The sequence below is a fragment of the Stenotrophomonas acidaminiphila genome, from assembly GCA_002951995.1.
Lineage (GTDB): Bacteria > Pseudomonadota > Gammaproteobacteria > Xanthomonadales > Xanthomonadaceae > Stenotrophomonas > Stenotrophomonas acidaminiphila_A.
This window is the reverse complement of sequence record CP019797.1, coordinates 1,561,365-1,579,050: the sequence shown is the minus strand read 5'-3', so window position 1 is coordinate 1,579,050 and position 17,686 is coordinate 1,561,365. Positions and strand designations below refer to the sequence as shown.

Sequence of the window (17,686 nt, the reverse complement as noted above, 5' to 3'; positions counted from 1 at the left end):
GCGCACCGCCCCCTGCCCTGGCCCGCGTCCTTCTTCCCCCTCGTCCTCCCCTTCCTCCCGCCGTGGAAAGGGCCCATGGCAGGAACCCTGATGACCGACTCCCCCTTCCCGCTCGAAGCCACCGCCGCCGAAGCCCAGGCCGCGATCGCCGACGAATTCTCCTTCTTCGCTGACTGGTCCGAGCGCTACCAGTACCTGATCGACCTCGGCCGCAAGCTGCCCCCCTTCCCGGAGGCGTGGAAGACCGAGGAATACCGGCTGCACGGCTGCCAGTCGATGGTGTGGATCGTGCCCGAAGGCAACGCCGACCGGCTGGTGTTCCACGCGGTCAGCGACTCGGCCATCGTTTCCGGGTTGATCTATCTGGCGCTGCGCGTCTACTCCGGCCGCCCGGCGGCCGAGATCCTGGCCACCGAGCCGGACTACGTGGCCGCCATCGGCTTGGCCCGGCACCTGTCGCCGACCCGCAGCAATGGGCTGGCGGCGATGCTCTCCTTCATCCGCGACACCGCGCGGTCGCAAGCGCAGTGACCACCGGCAGTTCCGATGCCGGCCTGGGCGCGCTGCTGCGCCAGGCCGGCTTCGTGCACCTGCTGGCCTACCGCATCACCGCGATGCTGTCCTACCAGATCGTCGCGGTCACGGTGGGCTGGCATATCTACGAGATCACCCGCAATCCGTTCTCGCTGGGCCTGGTCGGGCTGGCCGAAGTGCTGCCCTATTTCTGCGTGGCGCCGTTCGCCGGCTACCTGGTGGACCATCTGCCACGGCGCCGCCTGGGCATGGTGGCCAGTCTCGGGCTGGTGGCCACCGCGGCCATCCTCTGCGCGGTCGCGCTGGGCGCAGTGCCATTCCAGGGCACGTGGCCGATCTACCTGGCCATCGCCCTGACCGGCATGGTCCGCGCCTTCCTGTCGCCGGTCTACAACGCGCTGTTCGCGCGCGTCTTGGCGCGCGATCAGTACGCGCGTGGCGCCGGCTTCGGCAGCGTGGTGTTCCAGGCCGGCATGGTGCTCGGCCCGGCGCTGGGCGGCGTGCTGGTCGGCTGGGGCGGCAAAGGGCTGGCCTACGCCGTGGCCGCGGCAATGGCCGTGCTGGCCGTGGCCGCATTGGCCCTGCTGCGGGTGCAGGAAGCGCCGCCGCCGGCCACCCGCGCGCCGATCTTCGCCAGCATCGCCGAAGGCGCACGCTTCGTGCTGTCCACCCCGGTGATGCTCGGCGCGATGGCGCTGGACATGTTCTCGGTGCTGCTGGGCGGCGTGGTGGCGATGCTGCCGGCCTTCATCCAGGAAATCCTGCACTACGGGCCGGAAGGGCTCGGCATCCTGCGCGCGGCGCCGGCGCTGGGATCGGTCTGCGTGGGCCTGTGGCTGGCCCGGCATCCGCTGCACCGCAACGCCGGCCGCGTGCTGCTGTACGCGGTGGCCGGCTTCGGCCTGTGCGTGATCGGCTTCGGCCTGTCGCGCAGCTTCTGGCTGTCGGCGGCGATCCTGCTGTTCTACGGTGCGTTCGACGGCGTGTCGGTGGTGGTGCGCTCGACCATCCTGCAGCTGGCCACGCCGGATGAGATGCGCGGGCGGGTATCGTCGATCAACGGCATCTTCATCAGCTCGTCCAATGAACTGGGCGCGTTCTACGCCGGCACCATGGCGCGGCTGCTGGGACTGGTGCCGGCGGTGGTGGTGGGTGGCTGCGCGGTGTTGGGCGTGGCGGGCCTCACCGCCTGGAAGAACCCGACGCTGCGGCGGTTGAACCTGCGCGACCTGCAATAGCCCGGGGCGGCGACGTGAGCACGCGCGACTGCCGCGCGCCGCCGCGGCGTACGCGCCGGCAACCGCCCACCTGCGGCGCGCGCGGACAGGGCAAACAAAAAGCCCCGCACGCGGCGGGGCTTTTTGTTGACGGCGGGGGGACCGGGAATCAGTCGCCCTGCTGCTTCTGCATGTGCTCCCAGCGCTCCTGGGCATCGATGGTGCGCTCGGCGGTGAGACGTGCTTCCAGGCGCTCCAGGCCGATTTCCTCGCCGGTGTCCACGCAGTAACCGTAGTCGCCCGACTCCAGCCGCTTGAGCGTGCTGTCGATTTTGCCGATCAGCTTGCGGTAGCGGTCGCGGGTACGCAGTTCCAGCGAATTCTCGGTCTCGCGGGTGGCCCGTTCGGCCTCGTCGCCGATGTCGCGCACTTCCTCGCGCAGGTTCTCGATGGTCTGCTTGGATTCCTCCACCAGGTCGGCGCGCCAGTCCTGCAGGCGCTGGCGGAAGTACTCCTGCTGCAGCGGGCTCATGTATTCCTCGTCCGCCGAGGGCTTGTAGCCTGCCGGCAGGATCGGCCGGCCGGTCGCCTCGTCGGTCTTGTACTCGACCACTTTGTGCTTGCTGCGCGGGGCCGGGGCGGCCGAGCGTGCGGTGACGGCAACGGCGACCTTGCCGACCGGACGGACGGCGGCGGGTGCGGCGGATTTGACGGCGGTCTTTGCGGGGGATTTCGAAACAGGCACGGGATTCTTGGATTGCGGGGCCTTGGCTGCCGGAGCCGGTGCCTTGGCCACCGGCGCGGGGGCCGGGGCGGGTACCGTCTTGGCGACTGCGGCCGGGACAGGCTTGGCCGGCACCGGCTTGGCAGCCGGCTTCGGTACGGACTTCACGATGGGTTTGCTGACCGGGGACTTGGAGGCCTTGGCCGCGGTCTTGGCGGGGGTCTTGCCGGGTGCCGGCTTGGCGGGCTGGGCGGCCTTGGCCAGCGGGGCTGCCGCCTTCCTGGCCGGAGCCTTGCTGGCAGCCACCTTCTTCGCCGGGGCCTTGCTGGCGGCCACCTTCTTGCTGGCGGCCACCTTCTTGGCGGGGGCTTTCTTGACCGCGGCCTTCTTGACCGCGACCTTCTTGGCGGGCGCTGCCTGCTTGGCCGGGGCCTTCTTGGCCACCACCTTCTTGGCAGGCGCCTTCTTCGCAGCCGGCTTGGCGGTCTTGGCGGCCGGTTTCTTGACTACCGGCTTGGACGCCGCCTTCTTGACTGCAGGTTTGGCGGTTTTCTTGGCGACCTTGACGGCCTTTTTTGCAGGTTTTTTAGCAGCCACGAAACGCTCTTCCTTGTTTCCCCGGGGCCCGGGAAAGCGGGCCTTTATAGCCTACCCGACCAGCAGCGGCAACCGCGCCGACCGCCCCGACATGAACGGATGCCCGAGCCGCCCCGGAGCGCCACCGGCGGCATCGCCGGACCCTCCCGCGCGGTTCGGAACGTGACCGGGCACGAGCGGCGTACCCGGTGGGCGCCAGGTGCTGGAGCCTGCCTGCCACCTGTCCGGCATCGTGCGACAAATCCTTGGGCAATGCCAGCTGGCTTATCATCGCGGGGTGATCGGCCGACTTCTCATTGCCCTGCTGCGCTTCTACAAGCGCTTCATCAGCCCCCTGCTGGGGCCGCGCTGCCGCTTTGTCCCCAGCTGCTCCGAATATTCGATGGACGCGATCCGCCTGCACGGCCCGCTGCGGGGCTGCTGGCTTACGCTGCGCCGGCTGGGCCGCTGCCATCCGCTGCACCCGGGCGGCTTCGACCCGGTCCCGGACAAGGCCCCTCCCCCCTCTTGCCGCTGCACAGGAAAACACTGACATGTCCTCCACGCTCATCACCAATGCCCGCATGGTCAACGAAGGCCGCACCTTCGACGGCGACCTGCGCATCGAGGACGGCCGCATCGCCCGGATCGGCAGCGGGCTGGCGCCACGCGCCGGCGAGGAAGTGGTCGATGCCGGCGGCCGCTGGCTGCTGCCGGGCATGATCGACGACCAGGTGCATTTCCGCGAACCGGGCCTGACCCACAAGGGCGACATCGCCAGTGAATCGGCGGCGGCGGTGGCCGGTGGCCTGACCAGCTTCATGGACATGCCCAACACCAACCCGCCGACGCTGGACTCGACCATCCTGGAAGCCAAGTACGAGCTCGCGCGCGGCCGCGCCTGGGCCAACTACGGCTTCTACCACGGCGCCAGCAACGACAACCTCGAAGCGATCCGCGCGCTCGACCCGAAGAAGGCCCCCGGGGTGAAGGTGTTCATGGGTGCGTCCACCGGCAACATGCTGGTCGACGACCCGGACACGCTGGACGCGATCTTCCGCGACTGCCCCACGCCGATCATCACGCACTGCGAAGACACGCCGATGATCGACGCCAACATGAAGGCGTTCCAGGAAAAGTACGGCGAGGCACTGACCGCGGAGATGCACCCGGACATCCGCTCGCGCGAGGCTTGCATCAAGTCGACCCGGCTGGCGATGTCGCTGGCGCGCAGGCACGGTACCCGCCTGCACGTGCTGCACATTTCCACCGCCGACGAGCTGGCGCTGTTCGAGAAGGGCCCGCTGGTCCGCGCCGACGGCAGCCGCAAGCAGATCACCGCCGAGACCTGCGTGCACTTCCTGCATTTCGCCCGCCCGGATTACGCGACCAAGGGCAACCTGATCAAGTGCAACCCGGCGATCAAGGACGTGGCCGACCGCGAGGCGATCATCGCCGCGCTGGCCGACGATGTACTCGACGTGCTGGCCACCGACCACGCCCCGCACACCTGGGAAGAGAAGCAGAAGCCCTATGCGCAGGCGCCGTCGGGCCTGCCGCTGGTGCAGTACGCGCTGGTCGCCGCGCTGGAGCGGGTGCACGAAGGCAAACTGACCCGCGAGCAGGTGGTGCAGAAATTCGCCCATGCCCCGGCGCAGTTGTTCGACGTGGAAGAACGCGGCTTCCTGCGTGAGGGCTATTTCGCCGACCTGGTGCTGGTGGAGGACGTGCCGTTCACGGTCAGGCGCGAGGACGTGCTGTCCAAGTGCGGTTGGTCGCCATTCGAAGGCACCACTTTCCGTTCGCGCATCGCCTCCACCTGGGTCAATGGCCAACGCGTGTGGGATGGCCGCAGGCTGGTGGGCCAGCCCGCCGGCCAGCGCATGACCTACGCCCGCTGATGCGTCGCTCGCTCCTGTGGGGCGCGCTGCTGCTCGCCGCGCCGCTGTCCCCTGCCCCGCCCGCGCTGGCCCAGGACGGCATCGCCGACCTGGTCGACAACCGCGTGGTGTTCCCGGCCAGCGCCTCGCAGGGCGCGATGGTGATCGGCAAGGTGCCTGCCGGCAGCCGCGTGCGGCATGCCGGCCGCGACCTGCGGGTCAGCGGCTACGGCAGCGTGGTGTTCGGCATCGGCCGCGACGAGAAGGGGCCACTGCAGGTGCAGGTGCAGCGCCCGGATGGGGGCAGCGAAACCGCCTCGATCAGGGTGACGCCGCGCGACTGGCCGCTGGAACGGGTCAACGGCGTGCCGCCGAAGACGGTGAACCCGCCGCCGGCCATCGCCGAGCGCATTGCCCGCGAACAGGCCCGGGTCACCGAGGCGCGCCAGCGCGACGACGACCGCACCGATTTCACCCAGACCTTCCAGTGGCCGCTGCAGGGGCGCATCAGCGGCCGCTTCGGCAACGCCCGCATCTACAACGGCCAGCCCGGCGCCGGGCACTCGGGCATGGATATCGCCGCGCCGACCGGCACTCCGGTGAAGGCACCGGCCGCGGGCATCGTCACCTTCGCCGACCCGGACCTGTACCTGACCGGCGGCACCCTGGTGCTGGACCACGGGTTCGGCATCAGCTCCAACTTCCTGCACCTGTCGCGCATCGACGTGAAGGTCGGCGAGCGCATCGTGCAGGGCCAGGTGATCGCCGCGGTCGGCGCCACCGGGCGCGCGACCGGGCCGCACCTGCATTGGGGAATGAACTGGTTCGACACCCGCATCGACCCGCTGCTGGTGCTCGAGCGCGGCAAGTAGCCGTCCGCGCCCGGCACGCGCGCGGGGCGCCCGGTTTTTCGTACCCCGCCATTCCCGTCACCCGAAGCGGTGCCCAGGCGTGGCGAACAGCCGCCGCGTTACTCCCGGGTCCGGGCCCGGGACCGCGCTGCCGGTAGGTCCGGGCCCCGTGCGGCCGCGCCGTCGGGGCCGTGTCGGGTCCATGTCGGGGCCGTGTCCTCACCACGGCTGGGCGCCTGGCAGGATGATGGCGGCAACCCGAGCCCACTGCCCCGAGGAATCTGCATGCACGCCAACGGCCCCCGACTTCGCGAACTGCGCATCGCCCGCCAGTGGTCGCAGGAACAACTGGCCGCGCTGAGTGGCCTGAACCTACGCACCATCCAGCGCCTGGAATCGGGCGCGAAGATCTCCACCGAATCGCTGCGGGCCCTGGCCGCGGTGTTCGAAGTAGCGCCGGCGAGCCTGCTGCTCGGCGAGCCCGCGCCCAGCCAGCCGGCACTGCAGGCGATGCGCGAAGGCGTCCTGCGTGGGCTGGAGTTCAACGGCACCACGCCCCGCGCGGATTTCTGGTGGTTCGCACTGGCCGTGGCCATGCTGCTGGCCTTCGCCCGACTACTTGCCGAGGCTGTTGGCCCGCTGCCGCTGCAGCTGGCTGCGCTGCTGGTGCTGTTGCCGTGGCTGGCGGCCTGTACGCGGCGGCTGCGCGACGCCGGCCTCAATCCCTGGTGGCAGCTGATCAGCCTGGCGCCGGTGGCCGGCATCCTGGTGCTGCTCTACCTGCTCACCTATCCGACCCGGGCACCGGCGCCACTTGCGGCGCCGCCGGCCTGAGAGCGCCGCTTCCGGCGAGGGTTGTCGGCCCGCGAGCAGGCGCCGTGCAATCGACGCGCATCGCCCCCGGACGCCCCGGCAGGTCAGCCGCGCGCCGCCCACCAGCCACGCCACAGCAGCGCCGCCGGGCGCGGCTGGTAGGCGCCGCCACGGATGCGGGCCTGCAGGCGCCCGCGCGCCAGCGCGGCATACAGCCGGCGCGGTCGCGGCCCGGCGACCCGCGCCGGCCAGCGCGCCAGCAACGCCTGCTGCCAGACGGCCTCGCCGCCCGCGGCAGCGGGCACCGCGGCCGCGCCCAGGTCCTGCACCCGCTGCGCCAGCAGTTGGGTCAGCACCGCATCGCCGGCGGCGGGCTGCAGCGGCGCATCGAACACCGCCGCCTCCACCGCCGCCACCGCAGCGGCGAAGCGCTGCAGCGCACCCCGCGCCTGCGCCGGGTCGGCCATGCATTCACGCGCCTCGACCAGGTCCGGCAAGGCCTCGGCCAGTTGCGCCCAGGGCGCCCGCACCGGTTCCAGCACCCGCCCCAGCGGATGCCGCGAGCGCTGCCCGGCCCAACTGCGCAGTTCCTCGCCCCACCAGCCGAGCTTGGCATTGGCCGGCAACGGATCGCCGGCGATGTTGAGCATGTCGTCGAATTCCTGCAGCAGCGCGAACCACGCCAGCGTGCGGCGATGCAGCTCCGGTGCGACGAAACGGTCGACCAGCGACCATTCGGGCCAGCGCTCGCGCCACTTGTCCAGGAAACCGTCCAGGGAATCAGATCCAGTCATGCGCCTATTGTAAGAACCTGTCCGGGCGCCGTCTGCGGCTTTGCGCGGGCGCCGCGCGGCAGGCTGCGCATCAGGCCGTGGCCGGCCGCCGGCGTGTTCCCGGCGAACGCGCGCCACGCGCCGGCACCGCGGGCGTGGCGCTGGTGCCACGCACGAAGGCCGCCGCCAGCCGCAGCGCATCGTCGCCTTCCCGGTTGCCGCGCAGGGCACGCATCAACCGGGCCGGTGTGGCCCCGGTCCAGCCGACCAGCTCGCGGGTGGCGTGCGCCTGGTCGCTGTAACCGTGGCGCGCGGCCGCCGCGGCAATGTCCGCGTCCGCGGCATCCAGCGTGCGCAGCAGGGCCTGCAGCCGGCGCACGCGCGCGTATTCCTTCGGCGTCATGCCGACCGCGGCGAGAAACCGCGGCTGCAGGGTCCGCAGGCCGACTCCCAGCCGCTGCGCCAGTTCGGCGATGCGCAGGTCGCCGTCGGCCGCGTCGAGCAGGGCAACGGCGCGCACGATGAGCGCATCGGGCACGAACCCGGCCGCCCGTTCCCGCAGCAGCCGCCACAACGGTTGCGGCGACTGCGCGGCGACGTAGCCGCGCGCGGCCCCGGCGAAGCGCGCGGCGAACGCGGGATCGAGGGTGAACAGGTCGGGGGCCTGGTCACGCAACCCGGGCAGGCGCGCGCCGGCCACCAGCGCACTGCTCGCCGGCGTCAGCCGCACGCCGATGCAGAACACCGCACCGGCCGCCTGCAGCCGCACCGGGCCGCGCTGCTGGGCGGCAAAACAGAACGGCTGGTCGGCGCGGACCTGCCCGTCCGCGCCGTGGAAACGCAGCGGCACGCCCAGTTCGGCCAGCAGTTCGCAGCAGCCGTCCGGGTAGATCACCTGCACCTCGCCGTCCGGGGCGTCGTCGCGCAACACCCACAGGCAGCGCACGTGGCGCTGCAGGTCGGGCGGCGGCGGGTACTCGCGGTAGTCCATGCGCCATCGAACCCGGTGCTGCGCGTTTTTACAAGCGTGGCCGCCGCGGCCCGGCTAGCCTGCGGCCATCCATCGAGGAGGCGGGAACATGGCAAAGGCGGCAATCGTGCTGGGGGTGGGCATGGCATTGGCGGGCGGGACCGCCGTGGCCGGCGAGTTCGACTGGCTCGCGGGCCAATGGTGCGGCGGCAGCGCGGAACGGAAGATCGAGGAGGCCTGGCTGCCGGAAGCCGGCGGTGCACTGCTGGGCATGTCGCGCACGCTGCGCGGCGGCGCCACCGAATCGTTCGAATTCATGCGCCTGGTGCCTGCCGGCAGCGATGCGGGTTTCCATGTCCAGCCCAATGGCGTGGCGCCCACGGTGTTCGCCATCGCCGGCCACGGCGAGGGCTGGGTGGTGTTCGCGAACCCCGGACACGACTTCCCCAGCGCATCGAGTACCGGCGCGACGGCACCGGGTTGCAGGCCTCCATCTCCGGACCGGGGCCAGACGGCAAGAGGCTGGAAATCCCGTTCGCGTACCGCCGCTGCGGCGGTTGAGGCGCCAGGCGCCGCGGCTTCAGCGCAGGCCGCGCGGCCACGGCCAGGCGGCCGGCTCCAGCAGCGCGGCCGGGGTCGCCGCCATCACGTCGGCCTGCCACAGCGCCGGGTCGTCGCCGTCCGGGCGGTAGCCCCACAGCGCGGCGACCGAGGGCATCGCGGCCGCCGATGCGGCCTGGATGTCGCGCGCGTCGTCGCCGACGTAGACGCAGTGCTGCGGCGCCCACCCGATCCGCTGCGCCGCCACCTGCAGCGGCAGCGGGTGCGGCTTGCGTTCGGCCAGGGTGTCGCCACCGATGAGTACCGCGCAGCGCTGTTCCCAGCCCAGCTGCGGCAGGATCAGCCGCGCCAGGTATTCGGGCTTGTTGGTGACGATGCCCCAGCGGCTGCCCGCCTGCTCCAGCGCATGCAACATGCTGGCGACGCCGTCGAACAGCCGCGCGTGGCGGCCGATCAGGGACTGGTAGACGTCCAGGAACTCGGGCACCAGCGCCTGTCGTTCGCTTTCGGCCATCTGCGGGAAGGCCACCGCCAGCATCGCCCGCGAGCCCTTGGACACCACCGGGCGCAGGCACTCGGCGACCAGCGCCTGCATGCCGCGCGCCTGGCGCATGGCATTGGCGGTGACCACGAAATCCGGCGCGGTGTCGAGCAGGGTGCCGTCCAGGTCGAACAGCACCACCGGCGGGAACGCGGGCACGGTCAGGCCTGCTCGGGCTTGACCGCGAAGGCCAGGTAGTTGATGTCGGTGCGCCGGCTCAGGCGCGCGCGGTTGCGCCACGGCTCGTAGGCCATGCCGCTGACGTCCTGCAGCTGCAACCCGGACTGGCGCAGCCAGGCGCCCAGCTCGGCCGGCTTGATGAATTCCTGGTAGTGGTGGGTGCCGCGCGGCAGCAGCCGGGCGATGTACTCGGCGCCGACCACCGCCACCGCGAACGCGGCCGGGGTGCGGTTGATCGTGGACAGGAACAGCTTGCCGCCGGGACGCAGCAGGCGCTGGCAGGCGGCGATGATCGCGCCCGGGTCCGGCACGTGCTCGAGCATCTCCATGCAGGTCACCACGTCGAACGCTCCGGCCTGCTCGGCGGCCAGGTCCTCGGCCGCCTGCACCCGGTAATCGACCTGCACCCCGGATTCCAGCCCGTGCAGGCGCGCGACCTTCACCAGCTCCGGCGCCAGGTCGATGGCGGTGACCTGCGCGCCCTCCTTCGCCAGCGCTTCGCTGAGCAGGCCGCCGCCGCAGCCGATGTCGAGCACCCGCGCGCCGCGCAGCGTGGCGCGCTCGGCCACGTACCGCAGCCGCACCGGGTTGAGCGCGTGCAGCGGCTTCTGCGGGCCGTCGGCGTCCCACCAGCGGTTGGCCAGTGCGGCGAACTTGTCCAGCTCGGCCTGATCGAAATTGTTGGACGTCGGTGCTGCGGTCATGTCGGAATCCTCGTGAAGCCGCCGCGCTCAGGCGCGGCTGGAACGGATGCGGTCGCGCCACTGGCGGGCATTGGCGGTGATCGCCGCCACGTCCATGCCGACCAGTTCGCGCTGCACCAGCTTGGGCTGGCCGGCGATCCACACGTCGCTGACCTGGTGGCGGCCAGCGGCGTAGACCAGCTGCGACAGCACGTGGTGCAGCGGCTGGGTCTCCAGCGCCGACAGGTCCACGCACGCCAGGTCGGCCTGCTTGCCGACCTCGATCGAGCCGATCCTGTCACCGAACCCCAGCGCGCGCGCGCCGCCCAGGGTGGCCGCGCGCAGCGTGGTGGCCGCGTCCAGCGCGGTGGCGTCGTTGGCCACGGCCTTGGCCAGGATCGCCGCGGTGCGGTTCTCGCTGAACATGTCCAGGTCGTTGTTGCTGGCGCAGCCGTCGGTGCCGATGGCCAGGTTCACCCCGCGCGCACCAGCGCGCAGGCCGGGCAGAAGCCCGAGGCCAGCTTCAGGTTCGATTCCGGGCAATGCACCACGTGCACGCCGCGTTCGGCGCACAGGTGGATCTCGGCGTCGGTGAGCTGGGTCATGTGCACCGCGATCAGGCGGTCGTTGACCAGCCCCAGCCGGTCCAGCCGTGCCAGCGGGCGCTGGCCGTGCAGTTTCAGCGAATCGCTGATTTCCTGCGCGGTCTCGTGGGTATGCAGGTGCACCGGGATGTCGAGCTGGTCGGACAGCATCCGCACCCGCTCGAAGTTGGCGTCGTTGACCGTGTACGGCGCGTGCGGCGCGAACGCGGTGCCGATCAGCGGATCACCGCGCCACTGGTCGTGCAGTTCGCCGGCGCGGGCGAAGTATTCGTCGTCGCTCTTCGCCCAGGCGCTGGGGAAATCGATGATCACCGCGCCGACCAGCGCGCGGAAGCCGTGCTTCTTGTACACGGCGGCCTGCACGTCGGCGAAAAAATAGTTCTCGTTGGCGCAGGTGGTGCCGCCGCGCAGCATCTCGGCGATGGCCAAGGTGGTGCCGTCGGCGACGAACTCCGGGCCGATCACCGCGGCCTCCACCGGCCAGATGTGCTCGCGCAGCCAGGTCATCAGCGGCAGGTCGTCGGCGATCCCGCGCAGCAGGGTCATCGGGTTGTGGGTGTGGGCGTTGACCAGCCCCGGGATCAGCGCCGCCTGCGGCCGCGACACCACCTCGGCGGGCTGGAAGCGCGCGCGTGCCTCGGCGCGCGGCAGCACCGCCACGATCCGGCCCCCGCTCACCGCCACCGCATGGTCTTCCAGCACCACCGCATGCGGCTCGACCGGTACCACGTAGCCGGCTTCGATCAGGAGGTCGCAGCGGGACGCCGCGGTTTCATGGATTGTCATTGCAAAGCTTCCTTCCGGGACCGGGCCTGCGGCGCGCGCTCAATCGCCACGGGCGAGGATGCGCCGGCGGGCGAGCATGGACAGCGGGAAAATCAGCGCGAACACCAGCGCCGCCCATTTCCCCGGGACGAACACGCCCAGCGGGATGGCGCAGGAAAACACAAGCAGCGGGATCAGCCCGCGCACCAGCAGCAGGCGGGCCTGCGCCGGGCCGAGCCGGGCATGCAGGTTCTCCTGTGCCACCACCGTGCGCCGCAGCAGCCAGGAAAACAGCGAAATGCCGGTGAGCACCAGCGCGTAGACCACGAAATGTTCGGACACCTGGCGGGTCGCGAACGGCATCAGCACGACGAAGAACAGCTGCAGCAGGGCCAGCCACACCAGCCTGGCATTGACCCGTCGCACGTGTTTCCAGGTGAGCATGTGCCCGACCCAGAACAGCCCGGTCACGAAGAAGCTGATGACATAGGCCAGCAGCACGCTGAAGGTCTCGCCCCAGGCCTGGTCGGCGCCCACCCGTTCGATCAGTTCGCTGCCCGGCAGGCGCAGTTCGATCGCCAGCAGGGTGATGACGATGGCGAACACCGCATCGCAGAAGTTCACCACCCGCTCATGCGGAAACCGGTCCTCGCGGACCGGTTCCTCGACAGCCTGCTCGACGCCGGCGGGTTCGCGCATGGGCTTACTTGACGCGCGCGGAGTATTCGCCGGAGCGGGTATCGACGCGGATCACCTCGTCCTGGCCGACGAACAGCGGCACGCGCACCACCGCACCGGTCTCCAGGGTGGCCGGCTTGCCGCCGCCGCCGGAGGTATCGCCGCGCACGCCCGGGTCGGTCTCGGTGATCTTCAGTTCGACGAAGTTCGGCGGCTGCACCGCGATCGGCTCGCCGTTCCACAGGGTCACCACGCAGGATTCCTCGCCCTTGAGCCACTTCTCGGCGCCGCCCATGCCGGCCTTGGTCGCCTGCACCTGCTCGAAGGTTTCCGGGTCCATGAAATGCCAGTACTCGCCGTCGCTGTACATGTAGTTCATGTCGGTGTCGACGACGTCGGCCGCATCCAGCGAGTCGGTCGACTTCATGGTGATTTCCTGGGTACGGCCGTCCTTGATCAGGCGGTACTTCACGCGGGTGAACGCCTGGCCCTTGCCCGGCTTGACGTACTCGGTGTCGATGATGACAGCCGGTTGGTTGTTGACCAGGATTTTCATCCCGTTCTTCACGTCGTTCATGCCGTAGCTGGCCATGCTGGAACTCCTGATAAGTGGCAAAACCGGCGCGCGCCTGGCGGCCGGATTAGAATGGAACGCCCGCCATCGAAGGCGGGCATCTGTTTTTCTGGTCGCCCATGATAACCGCAGCCCTCGCCCCCGCTCCACAGGAATCCCCCGCCCCCTGCCAGCCATCCGCTGGCAGGCGCTCTGGCGGGAGGCGATCCGCGACCCGGCCGAACTGCTGGCCGGGCTCGGGCTGGACCCCGCCGACCTGGGCGTGTCGGCGCAGGCGCTGGCGCAGTTCCCGCTGCGGGTGCCGCGCAGCTTCGCCGCGCGCATGCGCCGCGGCGACCCGGCCGACCCGCTGCTGCGCCAGGTGCTGCCAGTCGACGCCGAGATGCGGGTGGTCCCCGGGTTCAGCTTCGACGCGGTCGGCGATGGCGCGGCCAAGACGGCCACCGGGGTCATCCAGAAATACCGCGGGCGCGCCCTGCTGGTGGCCACCGGCAGCTGCGCGATCAACTGCCGCTATTGTTTCCGCCGCCATTTCGACTATGCGGGCGAAAATGCCGCCCGCGGCGGCTGGGAAGCGGCGCTGGCGGCCATTGCCGCCGATCCGACGATCGACGAAGTGATCCTGTCCGGCGGCGACCCGCTGTCGCTGGCCACCGCCAAGCTGGCGGAGCTGACCACGGCGCTGGCGGCGATCCCCCACATCCGCCGCCTGCGCATCCACAGCCGGCTGCCGGTGGTGCTGCCCGAACGCGTGGACGATGAACTGGTGCAGTGGCTGGCCGGCCTGCCCTGGCCGCTGGCCTTCGTGATCCATGCCAACCACGCCAATGAATTCGACGCCGGCGTCGATGCCGCGCTCGCCCGCCTGCGCGGCGCCGGCGCGCAGCTGCTCAACCAGGCGGTGCTGCTGCGCGGGGTCAACGACGACCTGGATGCACTGGCCGCGCTGAGCGAACGCAGCTTCGCCGCCGGCGTGCTGCCCTATTACCTGCACCAGCTGGACCGGGTGCAGGGCGTGGCCCATTTCGAGGTCGACAACGCCCGCGCGCTGGAGCTGCACGCCGCGCTGCGGGCGCGCCTGTCCGGCTACCTGGTGCCGAAACTGGTGCGCGAGATCGCCGGCGACAGCGGCAAGCGGCCGCTACACGCCTGGTAACGGCGGGGTTCGCCCCCGCCGGGGCTTTGCCGGTACGTCCGCGTGTGGGGCAAGCCCCACACCTACGTGGGTAAATCGCCGGCAATACGCATGAAGCCGCCACCCGTGGGGGCGGGCTCGCCCCGCCCGGGGCTTTACCGGTACGTCCCCGTGTGGGGCAAGCCCCACACCTACGTGGGTGGGTCGCCGGCAATACGCATGAAGCCGCCACCCGTGGGGGCGGGCTCGCCCCGCCCGGGGTTTTATCGGTACGTCCGCGTGTGGGGCAAGCCCCACACCTACGTGGGTAGATCGCCGGCAATACGCATGAAGCCGCCACCCGTGGGGGCGGGCTCGCCCCGCCCGGGGTTTTATCGGTACGTCCGCGTGTGGGGCAAGCCCCACACCTACGTGGGTGGATCACCGGCAATACGCATGAAGCCGCCACCTACGTCGTGGGGGGCGGGGCTCGCCCCGCCCGGGGCTTTATCGGTATGTCCCGGTGTGGGGTAGCCGCGCACCTGCGTGTGGCGCGACGGCCGATGTATCAGGCCGCCGGGCTCGGCGCGGCGTCCAGCAGCCGCACCAGGTCGTCCGAGTCCAGCGGGCGCGCCAGCCAGTAGCCCTGTACCAGGTCGCATCCGCGCTCGTTGAGCAGCTCGAACTGGGCCTGGTGCTCGATGCCTTCGGCGACCACGGTGATGCCCAGCGCGTGGGCCATGGCGATGATCGCGCTGGTCAGGGCCAGGTCGTCCGGGTCGCGCTGCAGGTCGGCGACGAAGCTCTTGTCGATCTTGACCCCGTCCACCGGCACCTGGCGCAGGTGGCTCAGCCCGGAGAAGCCGGTACCGAAGTCGTCCAGCCACACCTTGACCCCGGTGCGGTGCAGCTTCTCCAGCAGCGAGGCGGCCAGCATCTCGTCGCCGATCACCGCGGTTTCGGTCAGCTCCAGGTGCAGGCGCGAGGCGGCCAGCCCGGAGACATGCAGGCACTGCTCCACCGCCGCGGCCAGGTCGCCGCTGCGCAGTTGCCGCGGCGATACGTTGACCGAGACGAACAACTCCTCGCCGGCGCCGTTGCACGGCCACTGCCGCGCCCGCAGGCACGCGGCATGCAGCACCTTGGGCCCCAGCGTCTGGATCAGCCCGCTCTGCTCGGCGATGTCGATGAACATCGACGGCGGGATCGCGCCCAGCACCGGGTGCTGCCAGCGCAGCAGCGCCTCCACGCCGATCAGCATGCGGTCGGCGGTGCGGAAGATCGGCTGGTAGACCAGGTGCAGTTCGCCCCGCTCCCAGGCGCCGCGCAGCTCCTGCTCCAGGTGCAGGCGCCGCTCGACCGCATGGTCCAGCGCGCGGCTGTAGTAGCGGAAGCAGCTCTTGCCGGCCAGCTTGGCCTGGTACATGGCGATGTCGCCGTTCTTGAGCAGCCCGGTGGCGTCGGTGGCGTCCTCCGGGAACAGGGTGATGCCGATGGAGCTGCCCAGGAATATCTCCCGCCCCTGCACCTGCAGCGGCGAGCCCAGGTCGGCCACCAACCGCTTGGCCAGGGACGTGGCCATGTTCTCCACCCGGCCCGCCTCGTTGCCGATCAGGATCACGAACTCGTCGCCGCCGAATCGCGCCAGCAGCGCATCGTCGCCACCATCCTGCTGCACCGCCGCGGCGATGCGCTGGGCGAACTGCAGCAGCGCCTCGTCGCCCGCCTCGTGGCCGAGGGTGTCGTTGACCCGCTTGAACTCGTCGATGTCGATGAACAGCAGCGCCAGCCCCTGGCCCGAGGCCCGCGCGCCCAGCAACCGGTGGTCCAGCGCCTCGCGGAACGCCAGGCGGTTGGTCAGGCCGGTGAGCGAGTCGGTATAGGCCATCTGCCGCACTTCGCGGTCGTGGCGGGCGATGCTCTGGCCCATCCGCCCGAAGGTGCGCAGCAGTTCGCCGATCTCGTCGCCGCGGCGGGTGTCCTGCTGCTCGATCTGGTAGTCGCCCGCCTCGATCCGGCGCGCGGTCGCGCCGAGCCAGCGCACCGGCTGCACCAGGGTGCGCTGCACGTACAGCGCCACCAGGCACGCCAGCCCGACCAGCGCCACCATCATCAGCACCACCCAGGCCAGCTGGCGGCGGTTGGCCAGCCCCATGCGCTGCTCCAGCGCGGCCTTGGCCTCGGCCTCCTGCGCCCGTACCGGCGCCAGGTCCATGCCCAGCCGCAGCCCGCCGATGCGCTGCTCGCCGATGCGCAGCGGCAGGTCCACCTCCAGCACCATCGGCGACTCCTGCATCCGCAGCTGCTGGGCGTTGATCGCGCCCTGCGCCAGCGGGTCCTGCATCTGCCGGCCGTAGCCGGCGACCTCGACCGAGCCGTCGTGGATCAGCCGGCCCTCGGCGTCATGCACCAGCACGTAGCTGACCGACTTCTGGCTGGCGGTACTGCGCACCAGCGCGCCGATCGCGTCCAGGTCGGAGAAGTACAGCGGGTTGACCAGCGCGTCGGCCAGCGAGGTCGCCAGCGACGTCCCCTGCTCGCGCACGCTGTCGTCGAACACCTGGCTGACCACGCTGCTGCTGGCCTGCAGCAGTTCGCGCTGGGCCGCCGCCTGCCGCGCCAGCAGCACCGCGACGATCGCGATCACCACCAGCACCGCAGCGGCGGCCACGCACAGGAAGCGGGCCTGCAGCCCGAAGCGCGGCCGCTTCATTCGACCTCCATGCGTACCCGCGCCAGGCCGGCGCGCAAGCGGTCGAGCGCGCGCTGGCTGGCCGGGTCCAGGCGGTGGAACGCCGAGGTACCGAAGAACTTGCGCAGCGCCGGGCCGGCCGCCGGGTCGCTGCTGGCCTCCAGCAGCACTTCCTGCAACCGCCTGCGCACCGCCGGATCCATGCCCGGCCGCACCATTTCCACCGCGCGCGGCACGTCCTGGGTCTCGTACAGCACGCGCATGTCGCGCCGGAACACCGCCGGCACCCGGCGCTCGTCGAGCCAGTCGATATTGCTGACCACCCCGGCATCGACCACGCGCTTGTGCACGAAGGTGGAGATGTTGAGCTCCGACCGCGCGAACACGTAGCCCACGGTGTCGGCGGTGGGGGTGTCCTGCGGGGTCAGCAGGATTTCCGGGCGCACCCCGTGGGCCAGCAGCTCCATCACCGGCACCAGGTAGGAACTGGTGGACCACGCGCTCTGCATCGCCAGCGAGCGCCCCTTCAGTTCGTCCAGGGTGTTGATCGGGCTGTCGCGGCGGACGAAGAACACACTATGGTAGGCGGCCACGCCGCCGCGCTCGGTCAGCAGCAGCGGCTCGGCGCCGCTGCGCTGGCGCAGCGCCATGGCGGTCCCGGAAGTCTCCGTCACCCAGTCCACCCGCCCCCGCCGCAGGTAACTGGCCATCTGCTGCATGTCCTTGGCCATCAGGATGCGGCCCTCGACGATCCCCACGTCGCGCATCCTTGGAATCACGTAGTCCAGCAGGGGCTTGAGCTGTTCGTAATGCGACTTCGGATCATCGCTCAGACGCCCCAGCACCAGCACCGAACGCTCGGCTGCCGCGGCCATGGCGGGCACCGCCACGGACAACACCAGCGCGGCTCCCCAGAGCCATCTTGAAACACGCAAACCGGCGCTCCCCCAAGAGT

At 70.8% G+C, this 17,686-nt stretch carries 16 protein-coding genes and 3 pseudogenes; 9 read left to right on the top strand and 10 right to left on the bottom strand.

Annotated elements, in window-relative coordinates; translation table 11 throughout:
* Nucleotides 1-90 precede the first annotated feature (90 nt).
* Both B1L07_07015 and B1L07_07010 read left to right on the top strand, forming a co-directional pair.
* Nucleotides 91-531 carry a Fe-S cluster assembly protein SufE gene (locus B1L07_07015; protein AUZ54885.1) on the top strand — a complete coding sequence of 147 codons (441 nt, stop codon included), beginning with the start codon at nucleotides 91-93 and terminating at the stop codon, nucleotides 529-531.
* Nucleotides 528-1,772, top strand: coding sequence for an MFS transporter (locus B1L07_07010; protein ID AUZ54884.1), 1,245 nt, complete (start codon nucleotides 528-530; stop codon nucleotides 1,770-1,772). Before B1L07_07015 ends, B1L07_07010 begins: the two co-directional genes overlap by 4 nt.
* A gap of 148 nt (nucleotides 1,773-1,920) precedes the next feature.
* On the opposite strand, the gene B1L07_07005 is transcribed toward B1L07_07010, so the two are convergent.
* Nucleotides 1,921-3,072: an RNA polymerase-binding protein DksA gene (locus B1L07_07005; GenBank protein AUZ54883.1), complete on the bottom strand. Its 1,152-nt coding sequence runs from the start codon at nucleotides 3,070-3,072 to the stop codon at nucleotides 1,921-1,923.
* A gap of 277 nt (nucleotides 3,073-3,349) precedes the next feature.
* Between B1L07_07005 and B1L07_07000 the strand changes: the two genes are divergently transcribed.
* From B1L07_07000 to B1L07_06980, 5 genes and pseudogenes are all read left to right on the top strand, one after another.
* On the top strand, nucleotides 3,350-3,604 hold the full coding sequence (locus B1L07_07000; protein ID AUZ54882.1) for a membrane protein insertion efficiency factor YidD: 255 nt from the start codon (nucleotides 3,350-3,352) through the stop codon (nucleotides 3,602-3,604).
* 1 nt (nucleotide 3,605) lies between these two features.
* Nucleotides 3,606-4,952 carry a dihydroorotase gene (locus tag B1L07_06995; GenBank protein ID AUZ54881.1) on the top strand — a complete coding sequence of 449 codons (1,347 nt, stop codon included), beginning with the start codon at nucleotides 3,606-3,608 and terminating at the stop codon, nucleotides 4,950-4,952.
* Nucleotides 4,952-5,803 (top strand): peptidase M23, encoded by an 852-nt coding sequence (locus tag B1L07_06990; GenBank protein AUZ54880.1) that lies wholly within the window; start codon nucleotides 4,952-4,954, stop codon nucleotides 5,801-5,803. Before B1L07_06995 ends, B1L07_06990 begins: the two co-directional genes overlap by 1 nt.
* 294 nt (nucleotides 5,804-6,097) lie before the next feature.
* A pseudogene (locus tag B1L07_06985) lies at nucleotides 6,098-6,253 on the top strand (hypothetical protein).
* Nucleotides 6,254-6,292: 39 nt separating this feature from the next.
* Nucleotides 6,293-6,616, top strand: a complete 324-nt coding sequence (locus B1L07_06980; protein AUZ56500.1) for a hypothetical protein — start codon at nucleotides 6,293-6,295, stop codon at nucleotides 6,614-6,616.
* Between the two features lie 83 nt (nucleotides 6,617-6,699).
* On the opposite strand, the gene B1L07_06975 is transcribed toward B1L07_06980, so the two are convergent.
* Nucleotides 6,700-7,389, bottom strand: a complete 690-nt coding sequence (locus B1L07_06975) for a phytoene/squalene synthase family protein (GenBank protein ID AUZ54879.1) — start codon at nucleotides 7,387-7,389, stop codon at nucleotides 6,700-6,702.
* A gap of 70 nt (nucleotides 7,390-7,459) precedes the next feature.
* Nucleotides 7,460-8,359 (bottom strand): AraC family transcriptional regulator, encoded by a 900-nt coding sequence (locus B1L07_06970; GenBank protein ID AUZ54878.1) that lies wholly within the window; start codon nucleotides 8,357-8,359, stop codon nucleotides 7,460-7,462.
* Nucleotides 8,360-8,447: 88 nt separating this feature from the next.
* Between B1L07_06970 and B1L07_06965 the strand changes: the two are divergent.
* A pseudogene (locus B1L07_06965) lies at nucleotides 8,448-8,899 on the top strand (hypothetical protein).
* Nucleotides 8,900-8,918: 19 nt separating this feature from the next.
* Here B1L07_06965 and B1L07_06960 read toward each other — a convergent pair.
* The 5 genes and pseudogenes from B1L07_06960 to B1L07_06940 form a co-directional block, all read right to left on the bottom strand.
* Nucleotides 8,919-9,605: a phosphoglycolate phosphatase gene (locus tag B1L07_06960; protein AUZ56499.1), complete on the bottom strand. Its 687-nt coding sequence runs from the start codon at nucleotides 9,603-9,605 to the stop codon at nucleotides 8,919-8,921.
* The gene (locus B1L07_06955) at nucleotides 9,602-10,324 is read right to left on the bottom strand and encodes a bifunctional 3-demethylubiquinol 3-O-methyltransferase/2-polyprenyl-6-hydroxyphenol methylase (GenBank protein ID AUZ54877.1); all 723 of its coding nucleotides are present in this window, start codon (nucleotides 10,322-10,324) and stop codon (nucleotides 9,602-9,604) included. The genes B1L07_06960 and B1L07_06955 overlap by 4 nt, the downstream gene beginning before the upstream one ends.
* A gap of 27 nt (nucleotides 10,325-10,351) precedes the next feature.
* Nucleotides 10,352-11,694 (bottom strand): annotated as a pseudogene (locus tag B1L07_06950) (N-ethylammeline chlorohydrolase).
* Nucleotides 11,695-11,733: 39 nt separating this feature from the next.
* Nucleotides 11,734-12,372: a hypothetical protein gene (locus B1L07_06945; protein AUZ54876.1), complete on the bottom strand. Its 639-nt coding sequence runs from the start codon at nucleotides 12,370-12,372 to the stop codon at nucleotides 11,734-11,736.
* A 4-nt stretch (nucleotides 12,373-12,376) separates the two neighbouring features.
* Nucleotides 12,377-12,943 carry an elongation factor P gene (locus B1L07_06940; GenBank protein AUZ54875.1) on the bottom strand — a complete coding sequence of 189 codons (567 nt, stop codon included), beginning with the start codon at nucleotides 12,941-12,943 and terminating at the stop codon, nucleotides 12,377-12,379.
* Between the two features lie 136 nt (nucleotides 12,944-13,079).
* On the opposite strand from B1L07_06940, the gene B1L07_06935 reads away from it, so the two are divergent.
* Nucleotides 13,080-14,081 carry an EF-P beta-lysylation protein EpmB gene (locus B1L07_06935; GenBank protein ID AUZ56498.1) on the top strand — a complete coding sequence of 334 codons (1,002 nt, stop codon included), beginning with the start codon at nucleotides 13,080-13,082 and terminating at the stop codon, nucleotides 14,079-14,081.
* Nucleotides 14,082-14,607: 526 nt separating this feature from the next.
* On the opposite strand, the gene B1L07_06930 is transcribed toward B1L07_06935, so the two are convergent.
* Complete coding sequence (locus tag B1L07_06930; GenBank protein ID AUZ54874.1) at nucleotides 14,608-16,752, bottom strand: hypothetical protein; 2,145 nt, start codon at nucleotides 16,750-16,752, stop codon at nucleotides 14,608-14,610.
* Nucleotides 16,749-17,606: a metal-binding protein gene (locus B1L07_06925; GenBank protein AUZ56497.1), complete on the bottom strand. Its 858-nt coding sequence runs from the start codon at nucleotides 17,604-17,606 to the stop codon at nucleotides 16,749-16,751. The genes B1L07_06930 and B1L07_06925 overlap by 4 nt, the downstream gene beginning before the upstream one ends.
* Nucleotides 17,607-17,686: the final 80 nt, after the last annotated feature.

Bases quoted from the DNA above. Each gene is read 5' to 3' on its own strand.
- B1L07_07015 (AUZ54885.1), top strand. From the start codon at position 91: ATGACCGACTCCCCCTTCCCGCTCGAAGCCACCGCCGCCGAAGCCCAG.
- B1L07_06995 (AUZ54881.1), top strand. From the start codon at position 3,606: ATGTCCTCCACGCTCATCACCAATGCCCGCATGGTCAACGAAGGCCGC.
- B1L07_06990 (AUZ54880.1), top strand. From the start codon at position 4,952: ATGCGTCGCTCGCTCCTGTGGGGCGCGCTGCTGCTCGCCGCGCCGCTG.
- B1L07_06980 (AUZ56500.1), top strand. From the start codon at position 6,293: ATGCGCGAAGGCGTCCTGCGTGGGCTGGAGTTCAACGGCACCACGCCC.
- B1L07_06975 (AUZ54879.1), bottom strand. From the start codon at position 7,389: ATGACTGGATCTGATTCCCTGGACGGTTTCCTGGACAAGTGGCGCGAG.
- B1L07_06970 (AUZ54878.1), bottom strand. From the start codon at position 8,359: ATGGACTACCGCGAGTACCCGCCGCCGCCCGACCTGCAGCGCCACGTG.
- B1L07_06955 (AUZ54877.1), bottom strand. From the start codon at position 10,324: ATGACCGCAGCACCGACGTCCAACAATTTCGATCAGGCCGAGCTGGAC.
- B1L07_06945 (AUZ54876.1), bottom strand. From the start codon at position 12,372: ATGCGCGAACCCGCCGGCGTCGAGCAGGCTGTCGAGGAACCGGTCCGC.
- B1L07_06940 (AUZ54875.1), bottom strand. From the start codon at position 12,943: ATGGCCAGCTACGGCATGAACGACGTGAAGAACGGGATGAAAATCCTG.
- B1L07_06930 (AUZ54874.1), bottom strand. From the start codon at position 16,752: ATGAAGCGGCCGCGCTTCGGGCTGCAGGCCCGCTTCCTGTGCGTGGCC.
- B1L07_06925 (AUZ56497.1), bottom strand. From the start codon at position 17,606: ATGGCCGCGGCAGCCGAGCGTTCGGTGCTGGTGCTGGGGCGTCTGAGC.